The sequence below is a fragment of the Streptomyces sp. NPDC039480 genome (assembly GCF_055597165.1).
The window spans coordinates 141229-161263 of record NZ_JBVITX010000013.1; the positions used below are offsets into that span (position 1 = coordinate 141229).

Consider the following 20035-nt stretch of genomic DNA (forward strand, 5'->3'; position numbering starts at 1 on the left):
TGCCTGAGCTGCTTGAGCGGCCTGGGCGGTGAACCGCTTCGATGCGGACCGCCCACCGACCCTATGGGGGCGGGCATGACCTGTCCAGAGGCCTGTCGAAGCGCTTCGACAGGGGGCGGGCCGCTGGGAGCCCGGCCCACCCCCTTGGTGGTTTCCCTGTGCCGGCCGCGCCCTACAGCTTCGGGTGGGCGTTCCTCATGAGCTCCTGGAACTGTGCCGAGAACCAGTGCCCGGAGACCGGCGCATCGGGCAGCGCGCCGGGCTTGTTGTAACCGTTGCGCGCGTTCCCGCCGTACGTGGGGTCACACATCCGGTCGAAGCCCTTGCCCTCGTCGTTCGGGATCTCCTTGCTGGAGCCGTCGGACTCGCCCGGCGGCTTCATCCACACGTAGGCGTCGATGCCGGCCGCGGGTGCGGTCCTCGGGCGTTCGCCGAGGCCCGCGCCCGACTGGTTGCACCAGTTGCCGATGTGGATGCGGCGGTCGTAGCGGCCGCCGTTGACGTAGGAGTCCACGTCGGTGGTCGGACCCGGCTGGGTGGGCCGTGCCGTGCCGCCCCAGCCGTTGCGGGAGGTGTCGATCAGCATGCCGATGTCGGACCGGAAGCCGGTGGACACCAGCTGGTTGCGGAAGGCCTGGGCGAAGGAGAGCTCGTCGGTGTAGCGGTTCCAGTCGACCCACTTGGACTCGCGGACCGACCTGCCGTTGACCGAGTCGCCGATCCGGAAGTTCTCCTCCTTCAGCGCGCTGTAGTTGGCGGTGTTGGTGATGAAGCCGTGCACCTTGTCGACCGTGCTGCCCTCGGCGGTGGCCGCCTCGCGGAAGATCTGCGCGGAGGGGCCGAAGTTGTCGTCCCAGCCGATCCAGCCGTGGTGGCCCGCGTCGACGTAGTTGTAGACGTTCGGGACGGCGCCGAGCTTGTTCAGGGCGTAGCCGACGCCCTTCACGTAGTTGCCGTTGGCCTTCATCACGTCGCACTGGGGGGTCGCGGTGGGGCGGCCCCCGGTGTTGGTGACGAGGTTGGGCAGGGAATCGATCTCGACGGTCGTGACGATGCGGAGGTTCGCGTACTTCGGGTCGGCGAGGATCCGCGCGATCGGGTCGATGTAGGCCGTCTTGTACTTGTCGATCTCGGTGGGGCCGAGCTCGCCGTTGGAGGCGAGTGCCGCGCAGTCCCTGCCCGGCAGGTTGTAGATGACCAGCTGGATGACGCCGGCGCCCTGCCGGACGGCCGTGTCGAGGTGGGCGCGCAGGCCCATCTTGCCGTTGCCGCCCTCGATCGCGGCGATCCGGTCGAGCCAGACGCCGGTGGGCTGGTTCGAGATCCGGCTGCCGCCCGGTTCGGCGTCGGCCTTCGCCTTCCACTCCGGGTTCACATAGCCCTTGACGCCGGCGTAGGGGTTGTCGACGCGTGCGGCTGCGGCGGCCTCGGCGGCGGTGCCGCCGGTGAGGGCGACGGCGGTGCCGCCGCTCACGGCGAGCGCCGTGGCGAGTGCGAGGAGGAGGGTGCGTGGTCTGCGGTACGAGCGGTCTGGGCGGTGTATGTGGTCTGTGCGGTCTGTGCGGTCTGTGCGGCTCATGATGAGTTCGGTGCCTCTCGGGTGTCGGGGGCGGGTGCCGGGGGCGGTGCCCCATCGGGTGTCGGGTTACGAGAGCCCGCGGTCGTCGCACCACTTCATGACGCGGTCGATGGACCCGTGGGAGCAGGTGTTCTCGCCGATCTCACCCGCGACGAGCGGGACTCGGGCGGCGACGGGGGGGCGAGGGTGCGCCCGTGGCTCGGACGGCGTGCAACAGGGCCTGCGTTCCGGCGACTTCGTCGCCGATGCCGGGGCAGCGGCCGCCGTCGCGCCGGAACGCCGGGGCGTACCGGGCGTTCGGCATCGGCTGACGGAGGCGTCGTCGGCGGGGCCGTCGAAGACGCCCCAGCCCTGGACGTGTCGCATGAGCGACTCCTTCGAGGTCAACTCGACATCGACGCAGCCGATTTCGAGGTCAACTGAACGGAATCGCTCCCACTGTTGAACGCGGAAGCTATCAGTGAGTTGCCGCCGGGGCCAGATGGGTTCACGCATTCTTCGGAGATTTACTTGTCGAATTCATTCGACAGGCCGGCCGTCGAATGAATTCGACGGCCCAATGCTCGCCCACTCCCTTGACATGTTCTTGTAACACGTTGACTTTGGGAGCGCTCCCACTGGTTCCCCGTTCCCACCTCTTGGAACTCACCCCCCGACGCACCGACAGGAGGGACCAGCGCATGCGCGCCTTCCCCGGATCACCGGAACCCGACGAGTCCAGACCCCCGCTCAGCCGACGCCGGCTGCTCGCGATCGGCGCCGCCGCCGTCGCCGTCCCCGCCACGACCTCCCTGACGTCCGCAGGTCAGACGGCCCACGCGGCCGAGGCCCGGGCCGCCGCGAACGAGTACGAGCAGCGCTTCCTCGACCTCTACGCGAAGATCACCAGCCCGGCGAACGGCTATTTCTCGCCGGAGGGCATTCCGTACCACTCCGTCGAGACACTCATCGTCGAGGCCCCCGACCACGGCCACGAGACGACGTCCGAGGCGTACAGCTATCTGATCTGGCTGCAGGCCATGTACGGCAAGGTCACGGGCGATTGGAGCCGTTTCAACGCGGCGTGGGAAACCATGGAGAAATTCATGATCCCGACCCGTGCGGACCAGCCGACGAACAGTTTCTACAATCCCTCGAAACCGGCCACCTATGCTCCCGAATGGGATCAGCCCTCCCAGTATCCGGCCCGTCTCGATCCGTCGGTCGCCACCGGCGCCGACCCGCTCGCGGCCGAGCTGAGGAGCGCGTACGGCACCGACGACGTCTACGGCATGCACTGGCTGCAGGACGTCGACAACACGTACGGCCTGGGCGGCTCCGGCACTCCGCCGACGTACATCAACACCTTCCAGCGCGGTTCGCAGGAGTCCGTGTGGGAGACGGTCCCGCAGCCCTGCCGCGACGCCTTCACCTACGGCGGCAGGAACGGCTATCTGGACCTCTTCACCGGCGACTCCTCGTACGCGAAGCAGTGGAAGTTCACCAACGCCCCCGACGCCGACGCGCGCGCCGTCCAGGCCGCCTACTGGGCGCACAAGTGGGCCTCCGCGCAGGGCAAGGCGGGCCAGGTGGCGGCGAGTCGCCAAGGCCGCCAAGATGGGCGACTACCTCCGGTACGCCCTGTTCGACAAGTACTTCAAGAAGGTCGGCGACTGCACGAGCCCGTCCGGGTGCGCCCCGGGCAGCGGCAAGAACAGCTCGCACTACCTGCTGTCCTGGTACTACGCGTGGGGCGGCGCGCTCGACACCTCGGCGGGCTGGGCCTGGCGCATCGGCTGCAGCCACAGCCACGGCGGCTACCAGAACCCCCTGGCGGCCTACGCCCTGAGCTCGTACGCGGCGCTCGCCCCCAAGTCGCCGACCGGCAGGGCGGACTGGCGCCAGAGCCTCACCCGGCAGCTGGAGTTCTACCGCTGGCTGCAGTCCGCCGAGGGCGCCATCGCGGGCGGCGCGACCAACAGCTGGCAGGGCAGGTACGCGCAGCCGCCGGCGGGCACGCCCACCTTCTACGGCATGTACTACGACGAGAAGCCGGTCTACCACGACCCGCCGTCCAACCAGTGGTTCGGCTTCCAGGCCTGGTCGATGGAGCGGGTCGCCGAGTACTACCACCAGACGGGCGCGGCCGACGCCAAGGCCGTCCTCGACAAGTGGGTGACCTGGGCGCTGTCGGAGACGCGGGTCGCCGCCGACGGCACGTACACGTTCCCCTCCACCCTGCGGTGGAGCGGCGCGCCCGACACCTGGAACCCGTCGAATCCCGGCCGCAACAGCGGGCTTCATGTATCGGTCGTGGACCGCACCAACGACGTCGGCGTCGCCGGTGCCTATGCGCGCACCCTCGTCTACTACGCCGCCAAGTCCGGCCACGCGGCGGCGAAGAGGACCGCCAAGGCGCTCCTCGACGGCATGTGGACGCACCACCAGGACGCGCGGGGCATCGCGGTGCCGGAGCAGCGGGCCGACTTCAGCCGCTTCAAGGACGCCGTGTACGTGCCGAACGGCTGGAGCGGCACGATGCCGAACGGCGACCCGATCAACACGTCGTCGACGTTCCTCTCCATCCGCTCCTTCTACAAGAAGGACCCCGACTGGCCGAAGGTCGAGGCATATCTGGCGGGCGGCGCGGCGCCCACCTTCACGTACCACCGGTTCTGGGCGCAGGCGGACATCGCCCTCGCGCTCGGGGCGTACGCGGAGCTCCTCGTCTAGCCCTGCCGCTCCGTGTACGGGCCGGCCGGAATCCCCCGCCGGGGGCGCCGGCCGGCCCCTCCCGTCCTCCTCGTGAAGGGAACCCCCATGTCCCCTGGCCCCCGCGTGTCCCCCCGTGCCCGTGCCCGTCGAGCGCGCACGCTCCCCGCCCTCTTCGGCCTGCTGGTCGGCTTCCTCGCCGGCGGTCCCGTGACATCGGCGGACGCGGACGCCTCCGCCGCCACGGCGTCCGCCCCCGCCGCCGTGCCGTACTCCTGGAAGAACGTGCGCGTCGACGGGGGCGGCTTCGTCCCCGGCATCGTCTTCAACCGCTCCGAGCCCGGCCTCGCCTACGCCCGCACCGACATCGGCGGCGCCTACCGCTGGCAGGAGTCCACCCGGTCCTGGAAGCCGCTGCTCGACTCGGTCGGCTGGGACGACTGGGGGCACACCGGCGTCGCGAGCCTCGCCTCCGACTCCGTCGACCCCGACAAGGTGTACGCGGCCGTCGGCACGTACACGAACGGCTGGGACCCCGGCAACGGCGCCGTGCTGCGCTCCGCCGACCGGGGCGAGACCTGGCGCAAGGCCGACCTGCCCTTCAAGCTGGGCGGCAACATGCCCGGGCGCGGCATGGGCGAGCGCCTCGCCGTCGACCCGCACGACAACAGGGTGCTGTACCTGGGCGCGCCGAGTGGCAAGGGCCTGTGGCGCTCCACGGACTCGGGCGCCACCTGGCGGCAGCTCACGAGCTTCCCCAACCCCGGCAACTACGCGGAGAACCCTGCCGACACCAGCGGCTACGCCTCCGACAACCAGGGCGTCGTCTGGGTGACCTTCGACGAGTCGACGGGGAAGAGCGGCGGCAGGACACAGACCATCTACGTCGGGGTCGCCGACAAGCAGAACGCCGTCTACAAGTCGACTGACGGCGGCGGGAGTTGGGCTCGGGTCGGTGGCCAGCCGACCGGCTATCTGCCGCACAAGGGCGTCCTCGACGCGGAGAACGGATACCTCTATCTCGCGTACAGCGACAAGGGCGGCCCTTACGACGGAGGGAAGGGCCAGGTGTGGCGGTACACGACGAAGAGCGGGGAGTGGAAGAACATCAGCCCGGTGGCCGAGGCCGACACGTCCTACGGCTACGGCGGACTGACCGTCGACCGGCAGCGTCCCGGCACGGTCATGGTCACCGGCTACAGCTCCTGGTGGCCGGACACCCAGATCTTCCGCACCACGGACAGCGGCGCCGAGTGGACGTCGGCGTGGAGCTATTCGTCGTATCCGAACCGCGAGAACCGCTACACGATGGACGTCTCGTCCGTGCCGTGGCTCTCCTGGGGCGCACACCCCACGCCGCCCGAGCAGACGCCCAAGCTCGGCTGGATGACGGAGGCCCTGGAGATCGACCCGTTCGACTCGGACCGGATGATGTACGGCACGGGAGCCACCGTCTACGGCACGGACGACCTCACCGCATGGGACGACAGCGGCGGCAGATTCACCATCAGGCCGATGGTGAGGGGACTTGAGGAGACCGCGGTCAACGACCTCGCCGCTCCCCCGTCCGGGGCGCCGCTGCTCAGCGCGCTCGGCGACATCGGCGGCTTCCGCCACACGGACGTGACCAAGGTGCCGTCCCTCATGTACACCCAGCCGAACCTCTCCACCACGACCAGCCTCGACTACGCCGCGTCGAACCCGAACACGGTGGTGCGGGTCGGCAACGCCGAGGCGGCACCCCGCATCGGCTTCTCCACGGACAACGGTGCCAACTGGTTCGCCGGGCAGGAGCCCGCCGGTGTGATGGGCGGCGGCACGGTCGCCGCGGCGGCCGACGGCAGCCGCTTCGTGTGGAGCCCGGACGGCACGGGCGTGCACACGGCCGCTGGCTTCGGCTCGTCGTGGACGGCGTCGAAGGGCATCCCGCAGGGAGCCGTCGTCGAGGCGGACCGCTCGGATCCGAAGACGTTCTACGGCTTCAAGTCGGGCACGTTCTACGTGAGTTCGGACGGCGGCGCGACCTTCACCGCGAAGGCGTCGGCCGGACTGCCCGCCGAAGGACCCGTGAAGTTCCAGGCGGTGCCCGGCAAGAAGGGCGACATCTGGCTGGCGGGCGGCAAGGCCGGTGCGACGTACGGCCTGTGGCGCTCCACCGACGCCGGCGCCACGTTCAAGAAGATCGAGGGGGTCCAGGAGGCCGACACCATCGGCTTCGGCAAGGCGGCGCCCGGCGCCTCGTACCAGACGCTCTACACCAGCGCGAAGATCGGCGGGGTACGCGGCATCTTCCGCTCCACGGACACGGGCGCGACCTGGGTACGGGTCAACGACGACCGCCACCAGTGGGGTTGGACCGGCGCGGCCATCACCGGCGACCCCAAGGTCTTCGGCCGGGTCTACGTGGCGACGAACGGGCGCGGGGTGATCTACGGCGACACGGCGGTGCGTCGCTCGCGGTAGCGCGACAGCGGCTGTGGTGGTGACGGTGGCGTTGACGCCCGGACGGGGCGCCGAGCTGAGCCGAGTTCGGCTCGGTTACGCTCGGCGCCTCTGACGTTCACTCCGCGATCCGGGGCCGCACCGCGATCGCGCCGGCACCCGGGAGACGCCCCACATGAGTACGCCGCCACCGCCGCCCGGAGTGGAGCGGGCCGACGCGTCGGCCGTCCGGATCGGCGCGCTCGTGCCGCTGACCCGGCCCGGCTGGACCGCGGCGGGCCGGCAGCTGCTGGCCGGACTCGAACTGGCCGTCCGTGACGTCAACGACGCCGGTGGAATCACCGGCAGGCCGCTCGAACTGGTGGTCAGGGACACCGCCGCCGATCCGCGGCGGGCCGAGGCGGCCGTGGCGGAACTGGCCGGTCTGGGCGTGGCCGCGCTGGCCGGCGAGTACCACAGCGTCGTCGCCCGCGCGGCCGCGACCGCCGCCGACGCCCTCGGCCTGCCGTACCTCTGCTCGTCCGCGGTGCTCGACGCGCTCACCGACGGGCCGACGGAGTGGGTCGCGCGCCTTCCCCCGCCGCAGTCCCGCGGCTGGCAGGTCTACGCGGACTTCCTCCTCGGCGCGGGCCACCGCCGTATCGCCGTGGCGGCCCAGCCGAGCGTCTACTGGGCGGCGGGGACCCGCATCCTGCGCGACCGCCTCGCGCTACGCGGCGGCACTGTCGGCGAACTGGACCTGACCGCGCTCACCCCCGCCGACGTGTGCGACGCCCTCGTCGCCGAGCGGACGACCGCCCTCCTCCTTCTCCTCGGCCACCCGGAACCGGCGATGTCGGTCGTCCGCGCCGTCCGCCGCGACCCGCGGCTCGCCGACCTCACGATCGGCGCTCCGCCCGGGCAGCCGGAGTTCGCCGAATGGGCGACGACGCTGGGCACGGAGGGCGCCGCCGTCCCGTTCCTGCGCTATCTGCCCGAGCACCTCACACCGCTCGGCGCGCGCGTCGGGACGGCCCTCCGTGAGCGGCTTGCCGAAGCGCCCTCCTTCGTCGCCTTCGAGGGCTACGACACGGTCACCGTCCTCGCGGACGTGCTGCGCTCCCACGGCGTGGACCGGGCCCGCACCGCCGCCGCGTGGCCCCGCGTCGCGGTCGAGGGAACCCGCGGGACGATCCGGTTCTCCCGCACGCCGGACAGCCATGTCTGGCAGTGGGACCGGCCGCCGATCCAGGTCGTCGACCGGGACCCGGCGCAACCCGAGCGCTTCCGGGTCCTGCACACCGGCTGAGCGAGGACGGAGTCGCCATGTACGGGGCGTACAACGCCTCGTCGTGCGCGCCGGGTTGCGGGTGATCTCCGTACACTGACGCACATGGCATGCCGCATCAGTGAGCTCGTCCTCGACGCCGCCGACCCCGAGCGTCTCGCCGCGTTCTGGAGCGAGGTCCTCGGATTCGTCGAACTCGGCAGGGAGGACGACGGAAGCATCGAGATCGGGCCGCCCGACGCCGGCTTCGGCGGACCGCAGCCCACCCTGATCCTCAGCCCCAGCAGCGCCCCGCGCGCCGCGAAGCTGCCGCTGCACATCGACGTCAGCGCCACCGACCGGGACCAGGACGCCGAGCTGGAGCGGCTGCTCGCGCTCGGTGCGAAGCCCGCCGACGTCGGCCAGACCGGCAGCGAGAGCTGGCACGTCCTGGCCGACCCGGAGGGCAATGAGTTCTGCCTGCTGCGCGCGCGGATTCAGCCCGCCTGACAGCGGCCGGGCGTCAGCGGAGCCGGGCCGCGCCCGCGTGCCGGCCGACGATGTGCGGCACGTGCCGCGCGTCGTCCACGCCGGTCCGCAGGGTCGGGGTCCAGCCCGCACCGGACTGCAGGGGTTCTGTCGGGTGCTCCGCGTTGTGGGCGGCGATCAGGTCGACGGTCCTGCCGTTGACGCGGTTGCCGACCGCGGTGACCGGGGCCTCCTTCCACTTCTTGAGGACGCGTCCCGCGCCGACCCCGGCGGGCAGCGTGAACGCGTTGGCCTCGGCCACGAGCCGGGACTCCGCTCCGATGCCGAAGCTGTACTGGTAGCCGCTCGCCGGGGCCACGAAGTGGTTGTTGTAGGCGTCGACCTTGCCGAAGCGGACGCGCGGGGCCCGCTCGATGACGTTCCGGAAGAGGTTGTGGTGCAGGGTGACGCGGAGCCTGCCGCGGTCGGTGGCGCCCGCGCTGTCGCTGTTGCCGATCATGAGGGTCTTGTCGTGGTCGGCGAAGACGTTCCAGGAGACGGTCACGAGGTCCGCGCCGCGCACGATGTCGAGTTCGCCGTCGTGCCGCTGATACAGCTCTCCGTAGTAGGACGGCAGCGTGCTGTCGGGGTGGGCGCCGTCGGTGAACGTGTTGTGGTCCAGCCACACGTGCGTCGAGCCGTGCACGACCGCGCTGTCGTACTCCGAGTTCCACGCCCCGGTGGCGCCGTCCGTGGGGTCCCACTGCGGGAAGCAGTCCAGCGGGCTCTCCAGGGTGAGACCGCGGACGACGACGTTGTCGGCGTCCTTGATCTGGAGACTGCCGCCGGTGATCCCAGCGTTCCCGCCCACCCCGACGACGGTCGTGTCGGAGGGGATGTACGCCTTGACGGCCGCGGCCTGCCGGGTGGCCGACGCGGCGCGCAGCTCCTCCTGTTCCCCGCTGACCGGCCGGTCCCTGCCCCACACGGCGGGGTCGTAGGCGGCGAGGTACTTCGCGAAGTCGTACCCCTCGGCCTCGAAAGCCCCGCAGCCCGCGGCGTCGGCGCGCAGGACGCCCTTGACCCTGATGACTCTGGGGGCGTCGCCGCCCGCGGCCAGTGCCGCGCGGAACTCCTCCCAGGTGGTGACCGTGAAGGTGTGCGCGGTATCGGCGCCCGCGCCGCCGGTGGTGCCGCCGTCTGTGGACGCCCAGCCGTCGTGCGGGGGCAGGACGTGGCGCGCCTGCCCGGGCGCGGCCTGCGCCGTGGTGGCGGTGACCTTGGCCTTAGTCGTAGCCGTGGCTGTGGCCGTGGTGCCGAGGACGAGCGCTGTGCAGCCCGCGAGGACCGCGTGAGACGTACGCATGGTCAGGCTCCTTGTGGCCAGGTGATCCAGGACTCGGGGATCTCGTCGTCGAGGCGGCGCACGTCGCCGGGGGCGAGCACCCGGCGGTGCAGCAGCTCGGCGGCGACGAGGCGGGCCACGGCGATCGCGCCGGGCGGATTGAAGTGGGTGTTGTCCTGCTCGGTCGCCGTCCAGTTGAAGTACTTCTTCGTCTCCTCGGCGCCGAGCTTCCGCCACAGCGCCCGCGACAGCTCCTGGATGTCGAGGAGCGCGACGCCCGCCTCCCCGGCGAGGGCGCGCATCGCCGCCGGATAGTCGCCGTGGGTGGGCAGCGCGTTGCCCGCCGAGTCGAATCTCCTGCGCTCCACCGGTGTGAGGAGCACCGGTCTGGCCCCGCGTGCCCGCGCCCCGTCGACGTACCGCCGCAGATAGCCCTGGTAGGTCGTCCAGGGCTCGGTGAAGCGGGCCGGGTCGTCCTTCTTCTGGTCGTTGTGCCCGAACTGGACGAGGAGGAAGTCGCCGGGGGTGAGCACGTCGAGGATCGCGTCGAGGCGGCCCTCGTCGACGAAGCTCTTCGAACTGCGCCCGTTCACCGCGTGGTTGGCGACCGGCAGCCAGTCGCGCAGAAAGAAGCGCAGGGCCGTGCCCCACCCGGTCTCGGGTGCGGCGGCCGCGTACTTCTGGGCGGCGGTGGAGTCCCCTGCCACGTACAGGGTGCGCACGCCCGGACCCGCCGCCGTCACCGGTTCCGCTCCTGCTCCTGCCACTCGGCCTGCGCCTTGTCGAGCTGCTCGGCGAGGCTGTCGAGGAAGTCCTTCGCGGACATCTTGCCGAGCAGCACCTTCTGGAAGTCGGGCTCGTTCTCCGCCTTGCTGATGGTGTTCCAGTCGGGCAGGTAGTAGGGCAGCTGCACGATCTTCGTGGAGCCGTCGTTCAGCGCGGCGGCCGCGAGCTTGGTGGGCTCCGCCTTCTTGACCCAACTGTCCTTGGCGGCCTCGGTGTTGGCGGGGATGGCGCCGGCCGACTCGTTCCACTTGCTGTTGGAGGCGTGCGAGGCGGCGAACTCGATGAACTTCCAGGCGGCCTTCTTCTTCTTGCTCGACTTGAAGAGGCCGAGGCCGTCGACCGGGTTGGAGACCTGGACGCGGACCCCGGCGTCGGTCGTCGGGTTGGGCAGGCCGCGGAACTTGTCCTTGCCGAGCGCCTTCACGTGGTCGGCGTATGAGCCGAGGTTGTGGCTGAGCATGCCGATCTGCCCGTTGTCCCACTGGGCGTTCATCTTGGTGAAGTCGTTGTTGAGGTCGGCGGAGGGCGTGGCCTTCTTGTAGAGGGCGGCGTACTTCTTCAACGCGGCGACGTTCTTGGGGTGGTTGACGGTGGTCTCGTCGCCGTCCCAGAAGGAGCCGATGCCCGACTGGCCGTACATCGCGTCGAGCGCCTGCGCGATGGAGCCCTCGCCGCCGCGGATGGTGTAGCCGAAGCGGTTGGCCTTCTGGTCGGTGAGTTTCTGCGCCGCCTCGTAGAACTTGGACCAGGTGGTGGGCGCATCGAGGCCGGCCGCCTGGAACAGGTCGGTGCGGTAGTAGAGGACGCCGTTGCTGGCGGAGGTCGGCACCGTGTACAGCTGACCGCCGCCGCCCGCCGCGCGGACGCTGTCCACCATGCCCGTGTTCAGCTTGCCGTTCAGCGCGCTGCCGTCGAGGCGCTTGTCCAGCGGTTCCAGGGCGTCCTGCGCGGCGATCCCGGCGAGCATGGCGGCGCCGACACCGCCGACGTCGGGCAGGCCGCCGCCCTGGATGGCGGTGTCGTACTTGGACTGGACGCTCTCCGCGGGCACCCCGACGTACTTGACGTCGATGTCGGGGTTCGCCTTCTCGAAGTCCTTGATGATCTCCTGCCAGATGTCGTGCCGGACGGCCGTGTTGTTGTCCCAGAAGGTGATCTCGCCCTTGCCGGGACCCTCACCGCCGCTGTCCCCCGCCGCGCCGCTCCCGTCGTCGCCGCAGGCGGTGACGGTCAGGGCGAGGAGGGCGGTCAGGGCGACGGCGGTCGTGGTGGCTCTCGTGTTCATCTTCGGCTCTCTTCTTCAGTGGGTGATCCGGAAGTGCGTGAACAGGGCCGTGCCCGCAGGGCCCGTACCGGCGGGGCCCGTGCCGTCGGGCGCGGCCGCGAACAGGCCGAGCAGGGCGCCGACCCAGTTCCAGGGGGTGGCGGCGAAGACGGGGCCCGAGGGGCGGAATCCGTCGCCGGTGTCGGCGTGGAAGCGGCAGCGTGCGCCCTCGGTGACCTCGACGCGGAGCAGGGCCGTGCCGTCCGGCGCCGCTCGCGGGCGCTCGGCGTCGCGCTCCCGGCCGTCCCGCTCGGCGAACCGGTGCACGAGCCGGACCGTGCCGTCGGTGTCCCGCTCCAGGCCGATCCAGGAGTACGCGTCGCCGAGCACCGCGAAGCCGGCCCGCGCGCCCGGCGCCTTCGCGGCGAGGGTCAGCCAGGTCTCCGCGACGCACGGCGCGAGCGGGAGGCGCTGCGTGAGCACGTGCGGCAGGGTGCGCGGGTCGTCCGCCCCCGGGGTGCGCACGCACGCCAGTCGCAGCCCGTCCCCGGAGTGCGAAGTCGCCCACCCGTCACGGGGGTTGGCGGCCCACTGCCACTGCCGCCCGTGCCGCCCGCCGGGGAAGTCGTCGTCGGTGGCGGGCGCGGACCGGGGCTGCTCCGGGAGCTGGGGCTTTCTGTGTACGTCGACGGGGGTGCCGTCGGCGCCGAGCACCGGCCATCCTTCGGCGTCCCAGCGCATCGGCTGGAGGTGGACGACCCGCCCGTACGCGCCGCGCTGCTGGAAGTGCAGGAACCAGTCCTCGCCGCGCGCGGTGCGCACCCAGCCGCCCTGGTGGGGCCCGTTGACGTCGGTGTCGCCCTGCTGGAGCACGGTCCGTTCCTCGTAGGGGCCGTGGAAGCGGCGGGCGCGGAAGGCGCCCTGCCAGCCGGTTCCGACCCCGCCGGCCGGGGCGAGGATCCAGAACCATCCGTCGTGCCGGTAGATCTTGGGCCCTTCGAGGGTGAACCAGCCGGGGATCCGGTCGCCGTCGATCAACACCCGCCCCTCGTCGAGGAGTTCGCGGCCGTCGGCGCTCATGAGGTGCCCCGTGACGCGGTTCTTCACGCCGGACCGCGACTTGGCCCAGGCGTGCACGAGGTAGGCGGCGCCGGTCTCCTCGTCCCACAGGGGGCACGCGTCGATGAGGCCCTTGCCGGGCTTGAGGAGGTGCGGCCGGGTCCAGGGGCCGCGGATCTCGGGGGCGTTGACCTGGAAGACGCCGTGGTCGGGGTCACCCCAGAAGATCCAGAATCGTCCGCCGTGGTGGCGCAGGGCCGGTGCCCAGATGCCGCAGTCGTGCCGGGGCACGGCGAAGGCCTCCGCGGGTTCCAGGCGGCCGACGGCGTGCCCGATCAGCGTCCAGTTGACCAGGTCGCGCGAGTGCAGCAGGGGCAGTCCGGGTGCCCGGCCGAAGCTGGACGCGGTGAGGTAGAAGTCGTCGCCGACCCGCAGGACGTCGGGGTCGGACCAGTCGGCGGCGAGCACGGGGTTGCGGTAGGTGCCGTCGCCGAGGTCACCGGTGGCCCGGCCGGGTCCGGGCGCGTTCACGCCGTCACCGCCTTGCGCACCAGCGCCGCCGCCTCGTCGCGGTCCAGGGTGCCGTCGGCGACGACGGTCACCACGCGGCGTACGACGGTGTCGCCGGGCGCGACGGGGAGCCGGGCGTCGGCGGCGAGGGAGGAGCCGACGCCGGGGTACTCGGCGGCGCGCACGAACCACAGGTCGTGGCGGGTCGTCGCGGTGGCTCCGGCGAACACCAGGGTCCAGCCGTCACCGGAGAGGGCGAGCCAGTCCGCGCGGGCGGCGTGCCCGGACGCCTCGCCGTCGGTGCCCGCGGTGAACACGCGCGGGGGTGCGGGCTCCTTCGGGGCGCGCCAGAAGAAGCCGCCGTATCCGGCGCCGGGGCGGCCGTTGGTGGCGGGGCTGCCGAGGGACAGCTCCTCGCCGGTGCTGTTGGTGAGGGAGAAGGTGAAGTCCAACGCCCAGGCGGTGGCGGTCAGTTCGACGGCGGCGACGGTGCGGCGCTCGCTCAGCAGCGCCTCTCCCCCGGCCGACCAGGTCAGGTCCTCCACGAAGCCGTCGGGGTCGTGGAGCTTGAACCCCTGGTGGCGCTGGACCCCGTGGTTGTCGAGGTCGACGGGGCCCCGGTCCCGTACGAAGGTGCGGCCGCCCCAGAAGTTGTGGCCCGCCACGTCGGGGACGGCCACGCCGACGCCGAGGTGGTGCGGGTGGTCGGCGGGGCGCAGTTCGCTGACCGGGGTGCCCGCGAGGGTGGTGACGGGGTGCAGGTAGGGGCGCGGGGACAGGTGCGGGTCCAGCTCCGGCCGGTAGGCGTAGCGGCCGACGGGCCGTCCCGCGCAGCGCAGGACGAGGGACTGGTTCATGACGTACTCACCTCGTTGTGAATGTCGTCGGAGCGGGCCGGGCCCAGTCGGTGCCCAGCTCGGAGTAGAGGCAGAGGGTGTCGGCGGCGACCGTGACGAGGCCGTCGATGCCGTGCACGACGCGGCGGTCCGCGCGCTCGCCCGGGGCCGTGCGCCAGACCGTCGCGGGCAGTTCGACCGGGTCGGGGGCGGTCCTGACGGCCTCGACGACCCGCATGAAGGCGCCGGTCGCGGCGGGCGGGACGAGGAGCCGGGCCCGGCCTGTGAGGTGTTCGACCAGGTTCTCCAGGAGGTCGGTCCTGCCGTACAGGGTGGCGTGCACGGAGGTCGGCCCCGTACCCTCGCGGCGCACCTCCACCCGGTCCTGTCGGTACCAGAGGGTGATGCGTCCCCGGGTGCCGTGCACGACGACGTACGGTTCCTCGCTCGTGTCCGCGCACAGCGTCGCCGCCACGGTGATCCGGGCGCCGCCCGCCGTGTGGACGCGTACGCACGAGGTGTCGTCGGACTCGATGGCGTTGGCCCGGAACAGTTCGGTCTCCACCGAGGTGACGTCCTCTGCCGCGCCGGCGTCCGCCAGGGCGAGGGCGGTGGCGACGGCGTGCGCGAGGGGGTTCGTCAGGACGCCGTCGACGACGTCCACCCCGTCGAGGCGGCGGCGCCCCGCCCACGGCGCGCGGCGGAAGTACGCCTCGTCCCGCACCCAGGCCCCCGCCCCGCCGACGCCGGTGACCTCGCCGACCGCCCCTTCGGCGAGCAGCCGGCGGATCGCGGGGATCGCGTGCGAGCCGAGCGACTGGAAGCCGATCTGGACCGCGGTGTCCGCCGCGGCCGCGCCGTCGGCCATCCGCCGGAACTCCGCGTAGGAGGGGGCGGGCGGCTTCTCCAGGAGCAGGTGGACTCCGCGGGTGGCGGCGGTGAGGGCCAGGGGCGTGTGGGTGGGGATGGGGGTGCAGACGACGGCGACGGCGGCGCCCGTGGAGTCGAGCAGCCCGGCGAAGTCCTCGGACTGCTCGACCGCGCCGAACCCGGCGAGTTCCGCCGCGTCGAGCGGCCGCAGTTCGCATACACCGACGAGACGTACGAGACCGGCGTGCTGGAGGCGGCGGATGTTCTCCAGGTGCCAGGCACCGTGACCGCGCGCCCCGGCCAGGACGACGGGCAGCGGCAGCCGAAGACCCCTCATCCCTTCACCGCCCCGGCGCTGAACCCGGTGACCAGCCATTTCTGGATGAAGGCGAAGACGATCACCACGGGCACGGCGGCGACGACACCGCCCGCGGCGAGCGCGCCCAGGTCGACGCTGTCGGCGCCCATCAGGGTGGCGAGGCCCACCGGGATCGTCTGCTTGCCCTGGTCGCTGAGGAACATCAGGGCGAACAGGAAGTGGTTCCAGCTGTGCACGAAGGCGAAGGACCCCACGGCGATGAGGCCGGGCCGCAGCATCGGCAGGACGATCGCGCAGAAGGCACGGAAGCGCCCGCAGCCGTCGACCCAGGCGGCCTCTTCCAGGGAGTACGGCACGTTCCTGATGAAGCCGCTGATCAGGATCATGGAGAGCGGGAGCTGGAAGACGGTCTCCGCGATGATCACGCTGCCGAGCGAGTTGATCATCTGGAGCTCGGCGAAGATCTGGAAGAGCGGCACGAGCATCAGGGCGCCGGGGATGAACTGCGAGCACAGCAGCGCCAGCATGAAGCCGCGCTTGATCCGGAAGTCGAAGCGGGCCAGGGCGTAGCCGCCGGCGAGGGCGACGAGCGTGGTCATCACCATGGAGGCCACGCCGACGAGCAGGCTGTTCTGGAAGAAGGTGGCGAAGCTGCGCTCGGTCCACACCTTGTCGAAGTGCTCGAAGGTGACGGGCCACGGCAGGAGGGATGTGGAGCCGCTGGGCCGCAGGGCGAAGAGGAGGATCCAGTAGAAGGGGATGAGGGTGAAGAGGAGGTAGAGGCCGAGGGGGAGGTAGATCTGCCAGCGGGGCGCCTCGTCCCAGGCACGCTTCCTGCCCCGCCGGATGTCCTCGGCCGCGGTGGTGGTGGCGGTGATGGCTGCGGTCACTTGTCCTGCCCCCCGAACTTGCTGAGCCGCAGATAGAGCAGCGAGCAGAAGAGAAGAATCACGAAGGCGATGGCGGTCAGCGCGGAGGCGTAGCCGAAGTCGTGGGAGTCGACGGCGATGGACGCGATGCGCAGCGGCAGGGTCGTGGTCTCGCCCGCGGGGCCGCCGCCGGTGAGGGTGTAGAGCAGGTCGACGTTGTTGAACTCCCAGACCGCGCGGAGCAGCGTGGACAGGATGATCGCGTCCTTCAGGTGCGGCAGCGTGATGTGGAAGAACTGCCGGACGCGGCTCGCGCCGTCCACCTCGGCCGCCTCGTACAGGTCCTTCGATACGGACTGGAGGTCGGCGAGAATGAGGATCGCGAAGAAGGGGACGCCGCGCCAGAGTTCGGCGACGACGACGGCGGGGAAGACGGTGCCGGTGTCGGAGAGCCAGGACGTGCCGTAGGAGCCGATGCCGGCATCTGCGAGGTAACGGGTGATGCCGGTCTGGGAGTTGAAGATCAGCAGCCAGATCGTGGAGGTCAGCACACCGGAGACGGCCCACGGCGAGAAGACGAGGGCGCGGGCCATGGCACGGCCGACGAAGGTCTGGTTGACGAGCAGGGCGAGCGCGAGCCCGAGAAGCAGTTGCAGGACGACCTCGACGGCCACCCACTGGAAGCTGAAGCCGAGGGTGCGCCAGAAGTCCGGGTCGTCGGTGAACGCCGTCACGAAGTTCTCGAAGCCCGCGTAGCCGTTGCGCCACGGCTTGGTGGGGTTGTAGTGGCGCAGGCTGTAGTAGAAGACGCTGATCACCGGGTAGGCGATGAAGCCGAGCATCAGCAGGGCGGCGGGGGCGATCAGCAGGTAGGGCAGGCGGCGCGGGGTCGTCCCGGTCCTGCGCCGCTTCTTCTGCGGGGGTGGCGGCGCCCCTGCGGTGCGGGGCGGTGGCTTCGCCACGGCTGCGGCGTGGGCCATGACACTTCTCCGATCGTGGAGGTACGAGGTGCTGAGAGGCGTGACGAGACGGTGCGGTGAAGCGCTTCGCGTACGTCGTTCGAGGTACCGAACAGAAAAAAAAGGGGGGTGGTCAGCCCGCGTACGGGTCCGGCACCGTGCCCGGCCTGGCCAGGAACGCGAAGTCGCACCCGGTGTCGGCCTGGGTGATCTGCTCGTTGTAGAGCGCGCCGTAGCCGCGCTCGTAGCGCTCGGGCGGCGCGGTCCACTCGGCCCGTCGCCGCGCCAACTCCCCCTCATCCACCTCCAGTCGAAGGCTGCGTGCCGCGACGTCGAGGGTGATGAGGTCGCCGGTGCGCACCAGGGCGAGCGGCCCGCCGACGTGCGACTCGGGCGCGATGTGCAGGACGCATGTGCCGTACGAGGTGCCGCTCATCCGCGCGTCGGAGATCCGCACCATGTCGCGCACGCCCTGCTTCAGCAGGTGGTCCGGGATGGGCAGCATGCCGTACTCGGGCATGCCGGGGCCGCCCTTGGGTCCAGCGCCGCGCAGGACGAGCACGTGGTCGGGGGTGATGCCGAGCGCCGGGTCGTGGATGGTGCGCTGCATCGTGCGGTAGTCGTCGAACACGACGGCCGGGCCGGTGTGCCGGAGCAGCCGCGGGTCGGCGGCGATGTGCTTGATGACGGCGCCGTCCGGGCAGAGGTTGCCGCGCAGGACGGCGACGCCGCCCTCCCCGGCGACGGGGTTGTCGCGGGGGCGGATCACGTCGTCGTTGTGGACGCGGGCGCCCGCGAGCTGCTCGCGCAGGGTGTCGTGCGCGACGGTGGGGCGGTCCAGGTGCAGCAGGTCCGTGATCCGGGAGAGGAATCCGGGCAGCCCGCCCGCGAAGTGGAAGTCCTCCATCAGGTACGTGTCGCCGCCCGGCCTGACGTTGGCGAGGACGGGCACGGTGCGGGCGATCCGGTCGAAGTCGTCGAGGGTGAGCTTCACCCCGGCGCGGCCGGCGAGCGCGATGAGGTGGATGACGGCGTTGGTGGAGCCGCCGAGTCCGAGGACGGTGGTGACGGCGTCCGCGAAGGCGTCCGGGGTCAGGAGGTGCGACAGCCGCAGGTCGCGGCGGACGAGTTCGACGATCCGCAGTCCCGCCGCGGCCGCCATCCTGTCGTGCCCGGAGTCGACGGCGGGGATGGACGAGGCGCCGGGCACGGTCACCCCGAGCGCCTCGGCCGCGGCGGTGAGCGTCGAGGCGGTGCCCATGGTCATGCAGTGTCCCGGGGAACGGGCGAGCCCGCTCTCCAGTTCGGTCAGCTCGCAGTCGCCGACGAGTCCGGCGCGGTGGTCGTCCCAGTACTTCCACATGTCCGTGCCGGAGCCGAGGGTCTCGCCCCGCCAGTGCCCCGGCAGCATGGGCCCCGCGGGCACGAACACGGCCGGCAGGTCGGCGCTCGCGGCGCCCATGAGCAGCGCGGGCGTCGTCTTGTCGCAGCCGCCGAGCAGCACGGCGCCGTCGACCGGATAGGAGCGGAGCAGCTCCTCGGTCTCCATGGCGAGGAGGTTCCGGTAGAGCATGGGGGTCGGCTTCTGGAAGGTCTCGCTGAGCGTGGCGACCGGGAACTCGAGGGGGAAGCCGCCCGCCTGCCACACGCCCCGCTTGACGGCCTGGGCGCGGTCGCGCAGGTGGGAGTGGCAGGGGTTGATGTCGGACCAGGTGTTGAGCACCGCGATGACGGGCTTGCCCAGGTGCTCCTCGGGGAGATATCCGAGCTGCCGGGTGCGGGCACGGTGGCTGAAGGACCGCAGCCCGGCGGAGACGCTGTCGCCGTACCACTGGCTGCTGCGCAGCTCGCGGGGCGGCTGCCCGCCCGTGCCGGTCATAGGGACCACCCCGCGACGATGGCGGCGACCTCGGCCCGCTCCGCCTCCGGCAGGAGGCTGCTCGGGGCGCGCACGTCCCGGCGGCAGAGACCCAGGGTGGCGAGGGCTTCCTTGACGACGGTGACGTTGTTCGCGGAGCCGTCGGCCGCGCGCAGCTCCTCGAAGCGGCGGATCCGCGCCCAGACCGCCATGGCTGCCCCGTAGTCACCGGATCGAAGCGCTTCGATCATGTGCAGCGAAAGGCTCGGGGCGACGTTGACGAGCCCGGAGGTGAAGCCGGTGGCGCCCGCCGAGAAGTACGAGGGGGCGTACGGCTCGGCGAGTCCGGCGACCCATACGAACCGTTCGAGCCCGGCGTCGCGTGCGAACCCGGCGAAGCGGACCGCGTCCGGCACGGCGTACTTCACGCCGATCACGTTGGGGCAGACGTCGGCGAGTTCCGCGAGGCGGGCGCCGGGCAGGGCGGCGTCGCGCAGATAGGGGACGACGCCGAGCCCGGGCACTGCTTCGGCGATCGCCCGGTGGTAGTCGACCCAGCCGTCGTCGGAGACGTAGGGGTGCACGGGCTGATGGACCATCACCATGTGTGCACCGACCGTCGCGGCGTGCCGGGCGGCGGCCACCGCGGTGGGCACGTCGTGGCCGACCCCGACGAGGATCGCGGCGCGTCCCGCAGCCTCCTCGACGGTCGACTCGACGACGGCGCGGCGCTCGTCGGGAGTGAGGGCGTAGAACTCGCCCGTGTTGCCGTTCGGCGTGAGGGTCCGCACCCCGGCGTCGAGCTGCCGGCGCAGCAGCTTGCGGAGGGCGCCGTGGTCGATCGAGCCGTCCTCGGCGAAGGGCGTCACCGGAATCGCCACCACGTCGGCGAGCGCGGCGCGCCGGTCCGCGAAGGTCCGCGGTGTCACGAGGG

General features: G+C 71.6%; 14 protein-coding genes and 2 pseudogenes. 4 read left to right on the forward strand and 12 right to left on the reverse strand.

Annotation, left to right across the window (positions count from 1 at the left end; translation table 11 throughout):
- Positions 1 to 172: 172 nt before the first annotated feature.
- Positions 173 to 1579 carry a glycoside hydrolase family 6 protein gene (locus ACZ56E_RS33730; RefSeq protein WP_471220085.1) on the reverse strand — a complete coding sequence of 469 codons (1407 nt, stop codon included), beginning with the start codon at positions 1577 to 1579 and terminating at the stop codon, positions 173 to 175.
- Positions 1580 to 1648: 69 nt separating this feature from the next.
- Positions 1649 to 1850 (reverse strand): annotated as a pseudogene (locus tag ACZ56E_RS33735) (cellulose-binding protein); the annotation flags it as partial.
- 409 nt (positions 1851 to 2259) lie between these two features.
- Here ACZ56E_RS33735 and ACZ56E_RS33740 point away from each other — a divergent pair.
- The 4 genes and pseudogenes from ACZ56E_RS33740 (at position 2260) to ACZ56E_RS33755 (ending at position 8468) form a co-directional block, all read left to right on the forward strand.
- A pseudogene (locus tag ACZ56E_RS33740) lies at positions 2260 to 4291 on the forward strand (glycoside hydrolase family 48 protein).
- Positions 4292 to 4378: 87 nt separating this feature from the next.
- A complete protein-coding gene (locus ACZ56E_RS33745) occupies positions 4379 to 6733 on the forward strand; it encodes a WD40/YVTN/BNR-like repeat-containing protein (protein ID WP_471220087.1) in 2355 nt (784 codons plus the stop codon).
- Positions 6734 to 6887: 154 nt separating this feature from the next.
- Positions 6888 to 8000, forward strand: coding sequence for an ABC transporter substrate-binding protein (locus tag ACZ56E_RS33750; RefSeq protein WP_471220089.1), 1113 nt, complete (start codon positions 6888 to 6890; stop codon positions 7998 to 8000).
- 84 nt (positions 8001 to 8084) lie between these two features.
- Positions 8085 to 8468, forward strand: a complete 384-nt coding sequence (locus ACZ56E_RS33755; RefSeq protein WP_471220091.1) for a VOC family protein — start codon at positions 8085 to 8087, stop codon at positions 8466 to 8468.
- A 13-nt stretch (positions 8469 to 8481) separates the two neighbouring features.
- Here the strand turns inward: ACZ56E_RS33755 and ACZ56E_RS33760 are convergent, their stop codons facing one another.
- The 10 genes from ACZ56E_RS33760 to ACZ56E_RS33805 all read right to left on the reverse strand — a co-directional run bounded on the left by ACZ56E_RS33760 (position 8482) and on the right by ACZ56E_RS33805 (position 20030).
- Entirely contained in the window at positions 8482 to 9792 is a 1311-nt protein-coding gene (locus tag ACZ56E_RS33760) for a pectate lyase family protein (RefSeq protein WP_471220093.1), read from the reverse strand.
- Between the two features lie 2 nt (positions 9793 to 9794).
- Entirely contained in the window at positions 9795 to 10514 is a 720-nt protein-coding gene (locus tag ACZ56E_RS33765; RefSeq protein WP_471220095.1) for a rhamnogalacturonan acetylesterase, read from the reverse strand.
- Positions 10511 to 11842: an ABC transporter substrate-binding protein gene (locus ACZ56E_RS33770; protein WP_471220097.1), complete on the reverse strand. Its 1332-nt coding sequence runs from the start codon at positions 11840 to 11842 to the stop codon at positions 10511 to 10513. The genes ACZ56E_RS33765 and ACZ56E_RS33770 overlap by 4 nt, the downstream gene beginning before the upstream one ends.
- Before the next feature lie 15 nt (positions 11843 to 11857).
- Positions 11858 to 13411, reverse strand: a complete 1554-nt coding sequence (locus tag ACZ56E_RS33775) for a glycoside hydrolase family 43 protein (protein ID WP_471220099.1) — start codon at positions 13409 to 13411, stop codon at positions 11858 to 11860.
- Positions 13408 to 14247: a DUF6807 domain-containing protein gene (locus ACZ56E_RS33780; protein ID WP_471220101.1), complete on the reverse strand. Its 840-nt coding sequence runs from the start codon at positions 14245 to 14247 to the stop codon at positions 13408 to 13410. Before ACZ56E_RS33780 ends, ACZ56E_RS33775 begins: the two co-directional genes overlap by 4 nt.
- A 7-nt stretch (positions 14248 to 14254) precedes the next feature.
- Entirely contained in the window at positions 14255 to 15433 is a 1179-nt protein-coding gene (locus ACZ56E_RS33785) for a Gfo/Idh/MocA family protein (protein ID WP_471220103.1), read from the reverse strand.
- Positions 15430 to 16305, reverse strand: a complete 876-nt coding sequence (locus tag ACZ56E_RS33790; protein ID WP_468603193.1) for a carbohydrate ABC transporter permease — start codon at positions 16303 to 16305, stop codon at positions 15430 to 15432. The genes ACZ56E_RS33785 and ACZ56E_RS33790 overlap by 4 nt, the downstream gene beginning before the upstream one ends.
- Complete coding sequence (locus ACZ56E_RS33795; RefSeq protein ID WP_468603191.1) at positions 16302 to 17264, reverse strand: carbohydrate ABC transporter permease; 963 nt, start codon at positions 17262 to 17264, stop codon at positions 16302 to 16304. The genes ACZ56E_RS33790 and ACZ56E_RS33795 overlap by 4 nt, the downstream gene beginning before the upstream one ends.
- 112 nt (positions 17265 to 17376) lie before the next feature.
- Positions 17377 to 19122 (reverse strand): L-arabinonate dehydratase, encoded by a 1746-nt coding sequence (gene araD, locus ACZ56E_RS33800; RefSeq protein WP_471220106.1) that lies wholly within the window; start codon positions 19120 to 19122, stop codon positions 17377 to 17379.
- A complete protein-coding gene (locus tag ACZ56E_RS33805) occupies positions 19119 to 20030 on the reverse strand; it encodes a dihydrodipicolinate synthase family protein (RefSeq protein WP_471220108.1) in 912 nt (303 codons plus the stop codon). The genes araD and ACZ56E_RS33805 overlap by 4 nt, the downstream gene beginning before the upstream one ends.
- Positions 20031 to 20035: the final 5 nt, after the last annotated feature.